Here is an 11,278-nt window from a genome sequence, read left to right as displayed (position 1 = left end):
ATCTCTCATGGTCCGACGTGAGGGCGACGGCCCGGACGGTTCCAGGCCGTCCGGGCCGTCGTCGTTCGTCACCGCGGCTCGGGAGGTTCCGAGGGGCGGTGGGTCCGGTCAGCGACCGGGTCGGTAGACCGGTTGGGTCTGCGGGTTGAACTCGTCGTAGGTGACGCGCTCGGCCGGACGCAGACGCGGGTCGGTCAGCTTCAGGACGTCGAGGCCCCGGTCGATGTCGGAGGAGTAGACGTGGCCGTTGTAGTAGTACGCCGACCAGGTGTCGTTGTCCTGGACCTCGCCGTCGACACGGGAGTCGGCGTCGAAGTAGCCGATCTCGCGGGGGTTCTTCGGGTCGTTGAAGTCGATGATCGACACGCCACCCTGGTACCAGGACTGCACGAAGAAGTTCTGGCCCGGGACCGGGATCAGGGAACCGTTGTGCGCCACGCACACCTGGTCGCCCTGATGGCGGTCGATCTTGAAGTAGCTCTGGAAGGTCAGGGAACCGTCGCGCTCCAGCTTGTAGATGGCGTTGGCTCCGCGCTCCGGACCGATCTCCTCGGTGCAGGTCGGGGCCCCGCCACCGCCGAGTTCGTCGGTGAAGATCACCGTGCTCGCGTCATTGGTGAAGGTGGCCGAGTGCCAGAAGGCGAAGTTGGTGTCCTGGACGACCTCGGTGACCACGGGGGCCGCCGGGTCGGAGATGTCCATCAGGATGCCGTCGCCCATGCAGGCGCCCGCGGCGAGGTCCTTGGCCGGGTAGACGGTGATGTCGTGGCAGCCGGTGGTGGTGCGGTGCCCGCCGTCCGGGAAGAGCACCGGGGCGTCGACGACCTCGGCGGACGCGGGGTCCTCGAGGGGGACCTCGATGATGGAGATCTTGTCGTGCGGCGGCTGACAGTTCGGGAAGGACGCCGACGGCGAGTACGAGGAGACGTACACGTACTCGCGCTCGTCGTCACCGGGGACCAGGGTCAGAGTGTGGGAGCCGCAGTCGGTGGCCACGGCCGACACGTACTCCGGGGCGCTCTTGTCGGAGATGTCGAAGATCCGGACGCCTTCGAAGCCGTTCGGGTCGGTGGTGGGCACGGCCGGAGCGCCGCAATCCTCTCCGGCGCGCGGGTAGTCGACCGCGAAGTAGAGCAGGTCGCCGCTGACCGACACGTCTCCCTGTCCGCCGGGGCAGACCACTTCGGAGACGATCCGCGGGTCCTCGGGTTCGGAGATGTCGTAGACGACGAAACCGTCGTAGTTGCCGCCGATGGCGTAGTCACCGGTGAAGGCCAGGTCCGAGTTGGTGTTGCTCACCGCCTCGGGCTTGGGGACGTTGGCGACGAGTTCGACGTTGTCGCTGGAGACCTCGTCGACGGGAGGGGTGTCTGCGTAGGCCGACGTGGGGCTCGTCAGGCCCACCAGCAGGGCCAGGGCCGCGAACGGCACGGCCGCGCGGCGCGCGAGGGTGCGCATGGATCTCTCTTCCTGTGCGGGGATGCTCCGCGGCCCGGTCCGGGACGGGGATGGCGGCGGAGACGAGAGGTGGGTGAAGGGTGTGGAGGCGCGTCGGGGTGCCGCGCACGATGGGCGCGACACCCCTGGGCGTCACCGTTCGTGGTGGTCGCCTACCGGTTCGGTACGGCGATCACCGGCCGGGCCGGTAGACCGGTTGGGTCTGCGGGTTGAACTCGTCGTAGGTGACGCGCTCGGCCGGACGCAGACGCGGGTCGGTCAGCTTCAGGACGTCCAGTCCTCGACGCATGTCGGAGGAGTAGACGTGGCCGTTGTAGTAGTACGCCGACCAGGTGCTGCCGTTCTGGATGTCCGGGTCGATCCGGTCATCGGGGTCGAAGTAGCCGATCTCGCGGGGGTTCGTCGGGTCGTTGAAGTCGATGACCGACACCCCGCCCTGGTACCAGGACTGCACGAAGAAGTTCTGACCCGGGACCGGGATCAGGGAACCGTTGTGCGCGACGCAGGCCTGCTGGTCGCCCTGGTGGCGGTCGATCTTGTAGTAGGAGGCGAACTCCAGGGTGGAGTCGGCGCCCTCACCGTCGAGCGTGTAGATGGCGTTGGCGCCGCGCTCCGGACCGATCTCCTCGGTGCAGGTCGGGGCCCCACCGCCGCCGAGCTCATCGGTGAAGATCACCGCGCTCGCGTCGTTGGTGAAGGTGGCCGAGTGCCAGAACGCGAAGTTGGTGTCCTGGACGACCTCGGTCACGATCGGCTCGACGGGGTCGGAGATGTCCATCAGGATGCCGTCGCCCATGCAGGCGCCCGCGGCCAGGTCCTTGGACGGGTAGACGGTGATGTCGTGGCACCCCTCGGTGGGACGCAGCAGACCGTCCTGGTCGTGGTTGCCGCCGTCCGGGAAGAGGACCGGCTCGTTGACGATGGCGGCCGACGCGGGGTCGTCCAGCGGCACGTCGATGATCGCGATCTTGTCGTGCGGCGGCTGGCAGTTCGGGAACTCCTCGGCGGGCGCGTAGGAGGAGACGTACACGTACTCGCGCTCGTCGTCGCCCGGAACGAGGGTCAGGGTGTGCGAACCGCAGTCGGTGCGGACCGCGGCCACGTACTCGGGGGAGGTCTTGTCGGAGATATCGAAGATCCGAACGCCTTCGAAGCCGTCCGGGTCGGTCACCGGGGTCTCGGGGGCGCCGCACTCCTCGCCGGCGCGCGGATAGTCGACCGCGAAGTAGAGCAGGTCGCCACTGACCGACACGTCTCCCTGACCACCGGGGCACAGGACCTCGGAGACGATCCGCGGATCCTCCGGCTCGGAGACGTCGTAGATGACGAAACCGTCGTAGTTGCCACCGATCACGTAGTCGCCGGTGAAGGCCAGGTCCGAGTTGGTGCTGTTGACCGCCTCGGGCTTGGGGACGTTCGCGATGTGCTCGACGTTATCGCTGGTCACGCTGTCGGAGGGAGGGGTGTCTGCGTAGGCCGACGCCGGCCCGAGGAGGCCGGTGAACAGGGCCGCCGCCGCGGTGAGCGCGAACGCGGCCGAGCGTCGGAGGCCTCTCCCTGCCGGGGGAGCTGCGGACATTCTGTTCTCCTGTAGGTCGCATAGAGAGCGGGACGGTATGCGCGGGGGCCGCGGTCGAGGCCGCGGCCCCGCTCCTCCCGTCCTCGGAGGGGACGACGGGAGGAGGTCGTGGGGGAGGCTCAGCGACCCGGTCGGTAGGACGGCTGGGACTGCGGGTTGAACTCGTCGTAGGTGACGCGCTCGGCCGAGCGCAGGCGCGGGTCGGTGAGCTTCAGGACGTCGAGGCCTCGGGTGATGTCGGAGGAGTAGACGTGGCCGTTGTAGTAGTAGGCCGACCAGGAGCCGCCGAGGACGAGCCGGTCGTCGTCGATCGGTTCACGGTCGAAGTAGCCGATCTCGCGGGGGTTCTTCGGGTCGTTGAAGTCGATGACCGATACGCCGCCCTGGTACCAGGACTGCACGAAGAAGTCCTGCCCCGGCACGGGGATCAGGGAACCGTTGTGCGCGACGCAGTTCTCGGTAGCGGTCTGCGTGCGCGGGATCTTGTAGTAGCTCTCGAAGACCAGTTCGGGGTCGTCGTCGGTGCCGTCGATCGTGTAGATGGCGTTGGCGCCGCGCTCGGGGCCGTAGTCCTCCGTGCAGATGGCTCCGCCGCCACCGCCGAGTTCGTCGGTGAAGATCACCGTGCTCGCGTCGTTGGTGAAGGTGGCCGAGTGCCAGAACGCGAAGTTGGTGTCCTGGACGACGTCGGTGACGACGGGGGCGGCCGGGTCGGAGATGTCCATCAGGATGCCGTCGCCCATGCAGGCCCCGGCGGCCAGGTCGATCTCGGGGTAGGCGGTGATGTCGTGGCAGCCGGTGGTGCTGCGGTTGCCGCCGTCCGGGAAGAGCACCGGCTCGTCGACGATGGCGGCCGAGGCCGGGTCGTCGATCGGGATCTCGATGATGGAGATCTTGTCGTGCGGCGGCTGACAGTTCGGGAAGGACGCCGACGGCGAGTACGAGGAGACGTACACGTAGTCGTTCTCCCCGTCCTTGCCCGGCACCAGGGTGTTGGTGTGGGAACCGCAGTCGGTGGCCACGGCGGCGACGTACTCCGGGGCGCTCTTGTCGGAGATGTCGAAGATCCGGATGCCCTCGAAGCCGTTCGGGTCGGTGGTGGGCACGGCCGGAGCGCCGCACTCTTCACCGGCGCGCGGGTAGTCGACGGAGAAGTACAGCAGGTCACCGCTGACCGACACGTCGCCCTGTCCGCCGGGGCACAGGACCTCGGAGACGACCCGCGGGTCCTCGGGCTCGGAGATGTCGTAGACGACGAAGCCGTTGTAGTTGCCGCCGATGGCGTAGTCGCCGGTGAAGGCCAGGTCCGTGTTGTAGTCGTCCATGACGTCCGGCTTCGGGACGTTGGTCACATGGGTGACGTTGGCGCTGGTCTCGGCGTCGCTTTCGAAGGGCGTCTCGTCCGCGACCGCGGTCGTGGGGGCGAGGAGGGCCGCGATCAGGGCGGTCGCGCTCGCGAGGATCGTCGTGGATCGGGCTCCGCGGAACGGCGTGCGCCGGGAACGGGGGCGGACGGGGGATGACGCCATACGTACTCCTGATTCCGAATGGAGCGAAACAGGGAGAACGTACACAGTTCAACATCTACATGTACAGAGGGCAATAAAAGAAATATGGTTGTTAACACGCTCCGGAGTCGTCCGAGAACAGCCGAACATGGCGCCTGAAAAGGCGCTCACCTGCGCTTCGACCACTCACCTCTTTCCGAGGCGCACCCCCGCCCGGCGCCCCGAAGGTACGGGCGGGCGGGAACCCCTCCCCTCTTCCGGCGAGCGTCCGACCTCCCTGAAGACGGCTCCTCACCCCGCCCCTCTCGAGGTTCCGGAACCCCCGGGCGACCGTTGAGACCTCGAGCCGGCCATGCCGAGAACCTCACGGCGGGCTCGTCCCGGAGTCCTCTCCGACTCCACGACTCCCCCTTCCGGTCCCCCGGAAGGCTCATTTCAGACATTGCGCTAATGAGAGGACCCACGCCCCCAGGAAAGGGCCCTCTCGAATCGCCACGTCGCCCCCGTGTTCGGGCCCTACCTCCCCCGAATCACCCGCCGCCCACGCGAGAGAACGGACATCCCGGGACGATGATCCGCACTCCGTACTGGACAGGACCCCCACCGAGTGAGTAGAAAACCCGCAGGATGTCGCTTTCCCCTTTCGACACCCGGCGGTCCGTCCGGCCCGCCCACCCCACCCCTGGAGGAGACCTCGTGCGCCGCCTGGCACTCGCCGCCGGAACCGCCCTCGTACTGCTCGGAGTCTCCGCCTGTGGCGACTCCGACGACGGACGGGAGTCCGCCAACGTCATCGCCCCGGGCGCCCCGGGCGAGTCCTCCAGCCCGGCCACCGCCGATCAGATCGCCGCACTGGCCGAGGAGCAGGGCCACAACGAGGCCGACGTCACCTACCTGGTGATGATGATCGAACACCACTCCCAGGCGCTGGAGATGACCGACCTGGTCGAGGAACGCTACGAACGCGACGGCATCGAACGCATAGCCGACCGCATCGCCGCCGCCCAGGGCCCGGAGATCACCGCCATGGAGAGCTGGCTGGAGGAGAACGTCTTCGGCCCCGCCCGGGAGAACCCGGCCCACCAGAACTTCTGCGGCCTGGAGGGGGACGGGAGCCACCACTCGGGTGACGACGACATCCCCGAGTGCGATCTGGAGGTCGACCACGACGAGATGCAGGGCATGGTCTCCGACGAGGACATGGAGCGCCTGGCCGACGCCGAGGGAGACGACTTCGACCAGCTCTTCGTGGAGCTCATGACCGCCCACCACGAGGGCGCCGTCTCCATGGCCGTGGACGTGCTGTCCGAGGGCAAGGACCAGACCGTCATGCGGATGGCCAACGACCTCATCGCCGAGCAGAACACCGAGATCGCCCGGATGGAGGCGGTCCTGGAGGACTCCTGACCCCCTGAGCGGACGCGAGAGGGGCGCCTCGCCGGTCGGCGGGGCGCCCCTCGGGTCTCTTACCGGCGGGTCAGGCGGACTTCTCCTGGCGGCCGTCCTCGTCCAGCTGGGCGCGCGGCACGATCGTCGGGTTGACGTGCTGCTCGACCGACTCCCGGGTGATGATCACCTGGGCGACGTCCTCCCGGCTGGGCACCTCGTACATCACCGAGAGCAGGACCTCCTCGATGATGGCGCGCAGGCCGCGCGCTCCGGTCCCGCGGATGATGCCCTGCTCGGCGATGGCCTCCAACGCGTCCTGGGTGAACTCCAGCTCCACGTTGTCCAGCTCGAACAGGCGCTGGTACTGCTTGACCAGGGCGTTGCGCGGCTCGGTGAGGATCTGGATCAGCGCGGCCTTGTCCAGGTTGTGCACGCTGGTGATCACCGGCAGTCGACCGATGAACTCCGGGATCATCCCGAACTTGAGCAGGTCCTCGGGCATGACCTCGCCGAACAGCGCGGTCCCGGACGTCTCGCTCTTGGGCCGCAGGACGGCGTTGAAGCCCATGCCCTGCTGCCCCGTGCGGGACTCGATGATCTGCTCCAGCCCCGCGAAGGCACCACCACAGATGAACAGCACGTTGGTGGTGTCGATCTGGATGAACTCCTGATGCGGGTGCTTACGGCCGCCCTGCGGCGGCACGCTCGCCGTGGTGCCCTCCAGGATCTTCAGCAGGGCCTGCTGTACGCCCTCGCCGGACACGTCCCGAGTGATCGACGGGTTCTCGCTCTTGCGGGCGACCTTGTCGACCTCATCGATGTAGATGATCCCGGTCTCGGCCTTCTTGACGTCGTAGTCGGCGGCCTGGATCAGCTTCAGAAGGATGTTCTCGACGTCCTCGCCCACGTACCCCGCCTCGGTCAGCGCCGTGGCGTCGGCGATCGCGAAGGGGACGTTCAGGATCCTGGCGAGGGTCTGCGCGAGCAGGGTCTTGCCCGACCCGGTCGGCCCCAGCAGGAGGATGTTGGACTTGGCGATCTCGACGTCCTCGTCACCGGGACGATCGCTCTCCGAACGGACCCTCTTGTAGTGGTTGTACACCGCCACCGAAAGGGCCTTCTTCGCCTGTTCCTGACCGATCACGTACGAGTCGAGGAAGTCGAAGATCTCGCGAGGCTTGGGAAGCGAATCCCACGTGAGTTCCGTGGCGTCGGCGAGTTCCTCTTCGATGATCTCGTTGCACAGATCGATGCACTCATCGCAGATGTACACGCCGGGGCCGGCGATGAGCTTCTTCACCTGCTTTTGGCTCTTGTTGCAGAATGAGCACTTCAGCAGGTCCCCGCCGTCGCCGATGCGTGCCACCCAGCCACTCCTCAAAACTAAGGCCGCCCCGTTCACGACACTCCTGTGGTGCCGAACGGACGGAAGCTCGACTTCCGTGCACCCGCTCACGACCGACCGGTCACGAACGGGGCGATCTGTGTGTCGCTCTCCGCCAGACTAAGCGAAAAACCGGACCGGCTTCACCACCGGGTCGTACCAGGCGGGTCACGAACCGGTCCGGCGCGTACTTCCGAGGCCGGAATTCCCCTTCCGTGAACCGTTGCACACGTATGTGAACTTTCCCGGGAAGAGGACTTCCGGCCGGGGCCCTACTACTTCAACGAGGCCTTGCGGTAAGGCAGCACGAAGTCGATCAGGCCGTACTCGACGGCCTCCTCCGCGGTCAGGATCTTGTCCCGCTCGATGTCCTTGGACACCTGCTCGGGGCTGCGACCCGTGTGCCGGGAGAGGGTGGTCTCCAGCTGCTGACGGATCCGGGTGATCTCGTTGGCCTGGATCTCGATGTCGCTCGCCTGACCGTGCATGCCCTCGGTGGCCGGCTGGTGGATCATCATGCGGGCGTTGGGAAGCGCGCCGCGCTTGCCCTTGGTGCCGCCCGCCAGCAGGATCGCCGCGGCCGACGCGGCCTGTCCGATGCACACCGTCTGGATGTCCGGGCGCACGAACTGCATCGTGTCGTAGATCGCCATGAGGGAGGTGAAGGACCCGCCCGGCGAGTTGATGTACATCTGGATGTCCCGCTCGGAGTCGAGCTGCTCAAGGGTGATGAGCTGGGCCATCAGGTCGTTGGCCGAAGTGTCGTCGATCTGGACGCCGACGAAGATGATCCGCTCTTCGAAGAGCTTGTTGTACGGATTCATCTCCTTGACGCCGTACGACGTACGCTCCACGTAGGACGGCAGGACGTAGCGGCTCTGGGGAGCCATCGAGGCCGCGCCGCCGATGAGACTGGGGTTGAACTCGGTCATTTCACGCCTTCCACGCACTGCGCCGATCCATGGACTGGGCCAGGTCAGCTCTGGTTACGGTCACTGGTCACGTCGAGGGTGCCCTCGAGCACCTCGTCGATGAAGCCGTACTCCAGCGACTCCTGGGCCGTGAACCAACGGTCACGGTCGGCGTCCTTCTCGATCTGCTCGACCGTCTGCCCGGTGTGCTCGGAGATCTTCTCGATGAACATCTTCTTCACGTAGAGCAGCTGGTCGGCCAGGATCCGGATGTCGGAGGCGGTGCCTCCGATGCCACCGGAGGGCTGGTGCATCATGACGCGGGTGTGCGGCAGCGCGTAACGCTTACCGGGCGCACCGGCGCACAGGAGCATCTGCCCCATGGACGCGGCCATACCGATACCCACGGTGCGCACATCGTTGGGGATGTACTGCATGACGTCATAGATCGCCATGCCCGCGGTAACGGAACCACCCGGCGAGTTGATGTACATGGTGATGTCCCGCTGCCGGTCCTCGGCGGACAGCAGCAGAAGTTCACCGACAAGGCGGTTGGCGATGTCGTCGTCGACCTGCTGGCCGAGGAACACGATTCGCTGGCGCAACAGGCGCTGAGGCGTCTGCTCAATAAAAGGGGAAAGCTGCGGGTCCGACGTACGAGCGTCGAATCGCGGGGACTCATCAAAGGTCGGCGGCACTCTCGTCACCTGCTCCGGAATCGAAACGGTTGCGATACAGCGACACTAACGCCGACGAGCGCCGGGCTCGTCCGGATAACGTCCCTGTTCGCTTTGAGCGCAGGGTGGGACCCCCTGCGAGACACACATATTCCTCTGCGGGCGAACAAAGGAGAACACCACGGGCCCCATCGATCGCGGTGGATCGATGGGGCCCGTGAGAGGGCTCGACGGCGACCCGACGCCGCCGAACGCGACTACTTGGAGTCGTCGGCCTTGGCGGCGTCCTCGTCCTTGTCGTCCTTCGCCTCGTCCTCGGAGACCTCGGCGGCGGCAGCGGCGGCGGCCTTGGCGGCCTCCTCCACGGCGTCCTCGTCAGAGGCCTCGACGACCTCCTGCTCGATGACGTTGCCGTCCTCGTCGGTCACCTTGGCGCCGGCCAGGACCACGTCCATGGCCTTGCCGCGGACGACCTCGGTGAAGGCCACACGGATCTGGTTCGACTCGACCAGGTGCTGGGCGAGCTGGTCCGGGCTGACACCCATGCGCTGGGCCTGCTCGAACACGTACTGGCTGAGCTCGCCCTGGTCGGCGCTCAGGTCCTCCTGGAGGGCCAGCTGGTCGAGGATGAACCCGGCCTTGACCGCCGAGTTGGCGCCGGCCTTCAGCTCCTCCTCGAACTCCTCCTCGGTCTTCTCCTGCGACTCGAGGTAGGCCTCCTTGGTCAGACCGCTCTGCGCGAGCTGCTGCTCCAGGCTCTGGCGACGACGGTCGATCTCCTCGTCGACGACCGCGTCGGGCAGCGGGATGTCCACCGACTCGATCAGCTTCTCCAGCGCCTTGTCACGGGCGGCGGAGAGCTGCTGCATGCGACGCACGTCGGCCATGCGCTTGCGCACGTCCTCACGCAGCTCGTCGATGGTGTCGAACTCCGAGGCCAGCTGGGCGAACTCGTCGTCCAGCTCGGGCAGCTCCTTCACCTTGACCGACTGCACGGTCACGGTGACGTCCGCCTCCTTGCCACCGTGCTCGCCACCGACCAGGGTGGTCTTGAAGGTGGCCTCGCCACCGGCCTCCATGCCGCGCAGGGTCTCGTCGAGGCCCTCCAGCATGGTGTTGGTGCCCACCTCGTAGGAGTAGCCGCTCACGGCCACGTCCTCGAGCTTCTCACCGTCGATCGAGGCCGACAGGTCGATGGACAGGTGGTCGCCGTCCTCGACGGGACGGTCGGCGCCCACGAGGGTCGAGAAACGCTCGCGCAGGGTGCCGATCTGCTCGTCGACCTGCTCCTCGGTGACGGTGGCGTTGTCGACCGTCACCTCGATGCCCTTGTAGTCCTTCACCTCGAACTTGGGTCGGATGTCGACCTCGGCGGTGAAGGCGAGCTCCTCGTTGTCCTCCAGCTTGGTGACCTCCACGTCGGGCTGGCCGAGCGCGAAGATCTCCTCCTTCTGGATGGCTTCGTTGTAGAGCTCCGGAACGGCGTGGTTGACCGCTTCACTGATCACCGCGCCGCGGCCGACATAGCGGTCGATCAGCCGCGCCGGCGCCTTGCCCGGGCGGAAGCCCTTGATCCGAACCTGCTTGGCGAGCGACTTGTAGGTCACGTCGAAAGCGTGCTCGAGCTCCTCGAAGGGCACCTCGATGGTCAGCTTGACCCGGGTCGGGCTGAGCTCCTCGACATCGGTCTTCACGGGGCGGTACTCCTAGGTTTGCCGGCTGGTGTCCGCGTCGGCCCGCAGGCGCACCACACAAACGGCGAATGCACGCGCGCACCCCGGTCGGTGATGACACGTTCTACTGGGGTGCCCTGCGACGGGCTGGGACTTACAGTTTCCTGCTGATCGCACCAAGTCTAGGGCAGATACACAGGGGGCCACGGCGTCCGGCCGAGAGCCGGACGACCGAGGACGGTTTCGTCGGGGTGGCGGGATTCGAACCCGCGGCCTCATGCTCCCAAAGCATGCGCGCTAACCAAGCTGCGCCACACCCCGTGACCCGGCGCCGCCGCACCAATCCACAACGGATGTGCGACCAACGCCTTGGAGACTGTACTCTTGTCTCCATCGGCTCCACGAGTCTAGAGGAAACTCGAAGTCTCCGGCGCCATGCGGGCGTAGTTCAATGGTAGAACCCCAGCCTTCCAAGCTGGTCATGCGAGTTCGATTCTCGTCGCCCGCTCCACTCGAGGCGAGCTGTGTTCCTAGCGGAACCGGCTCGTTTCGCCATTTCAACCGGGGGACGACCCCCGAACCCCCGCACCACTCGAGGCGAGCCGTGTTCCCACCGGAACCGGCCCGTTCCACCACCTCAACCGGGGCACGACCCCCGAACCCCCACACCACTCGAGACGAGCTGTGTTCCCACCGGAA

Annotated in this window: 8 protein-coding genes and 2 tRNA genes; 2 read left to right on the top strand and 8 right to left on the bottom strand. The window is 66.7% G+C overall.

The features are described from left to right. Positions 1–108: 108 nt before the first annotated feature. From TR33_RS20385 to TR33_RS20375, 3 genes are all read right to left on the bottom strand, one after another. Positions 109–1,458, bottom strand: a complete 1,350-nt coding sequence (locus TR33_RS20385; protein ID WP_042284796.1) for an LVIVD repeat-containing protein — start codon at positions 1,456–1,458, stop codon at positions 109–111. Positions 1,459–1,630: 172 nt separating this feature from the next. Continuing rightward, complete coding sequence (locus tag TR33_RS20380; RefSeq protein ID WP_017533770.1) at positions 1,631–3,037, bottom strand: LVIVD repeat-containing protein; 1,407 nt, start codon at positions 3,035–3,037, stop codon at positions 1,631–1,633. Positions 3,038–3,156: 119 nt separating this feature from the next. Then, on the bottom strand, positions 3,157–4,566 hold the full coding sequence (locus TR33_RS20375; protein ID WP_042284794.1) for an LVIVD repeat-containing protein: 1,410 nt from the start codon (positions 4,564–4,566) through the stop codon (positions 3,157–3,159). 675 nt (positions 4,567–5,241) lie between these two features. Here TR33_RS20375 and TR33_RS20370 point away from each other — a divergent pair. Then, the gene (locus TR33_RS20370; protein WP_017533768.1) at positions 5,242–5,952 is read left to right on the top strand and encodes a DUF305 domain-containing protein; all 711 of its coding nucleotides are present in this window, start codon (positions 5,242–5,244) and stop codon (positions 5,950–5,952) included. 70 nt (positions 5,953–6,022) lie between these two features. Here the strand turns inward: TR33_RS20370 and clpX are convergent, their stop codons facing one another. The 5 genes from clpX to TR33_RS20345 all read right to left on the bottom strand — a co-directional run bounded on the left by clpX (position 6,023) and on the right by TR33_RS20345 (position 10,900). Continuing rightward, the gene (gene clpX, locus TR33_RS20365) at positions 6,023–7,300 is read right to left on the bottom strand and encodes an ATP-dependent Clp protease ATP-binding subunit ClpX (protein ID WP_014912902.1); all 1,278 of its coding nucleotides are present in this window, start codon (positions 7,298–7,300) and stop codon (positions 6,023–6,025) included. Positions 7,301–7,593: 293 nt separating this feature from the next. Beyond that, positions 7,594–8,250 (bottom strand): ATP-dependent Clp protease proteolytic subunit, encoded by a 657-nt coding sequence (locus TR33_RS20360; protein ID WP_014909756.1) that lies wholly within the window; start codon positions 8,248–8,250, stop codon positions 7,594–7,596. Between the two features lie 44 nt (positions 8,251–8,294). Continuing rightward, positions 8,295–8,858 carry a ClpP family protease gene (locus TR33_RS20355; RefSeq protein WP_042284963.1) on the bottom strand — a complete coding sequence of 188 codons (564 nt, stop codon included), beginning with the start codon at positions 8,856–8,858 and terminating at the stop codon, positions 8,295–8,297. Positions 8,859–9,163: 305 nt separating this feature from the next. Beyond that, positions 9,164–10,600: a trigger factor gene (gene tig / locus TR33_RS20350; protein WP_042284787.1), complete on the bottom strand. Its 1,437-nt coding sequence runs from the start codon at positions 10,598–10,600 to the stop codon at positions 9,164–9,166. A 225-nt stretch (positions 10,601–10,825) separates the two neighbouring features. Further along, a tRNA-Pro gene (locus TR33_RS20345) sits at positions 10,826–10,900 on the bottom strand. Between the two features lie 116 nt (positions 10,901–11,016). On the opposite strand from TR33_RS20345, the gene TR33_RS20340 reads away from it, so the two are divergent. Further along, positions 11,017–11,090 (top strand) — tRNA-Gly (locus tag TR33_RS20340). Positions 11,091–11,278: the final 188 nt, after the last annotated feature.

It is taken from the genome of Nocardiopsis alba, from assembly GCF_000710955.1.
Classification (GTDB): Bacteria; Actinomycetota; Actinomycetes; order Streptosporangiales; family Streptosporangiaceae; genus Nocardiopsis; species Nocardiopsis alba.
This window is presented reverse-complemented; position numbering and strand designations above follow the sequence as displayed.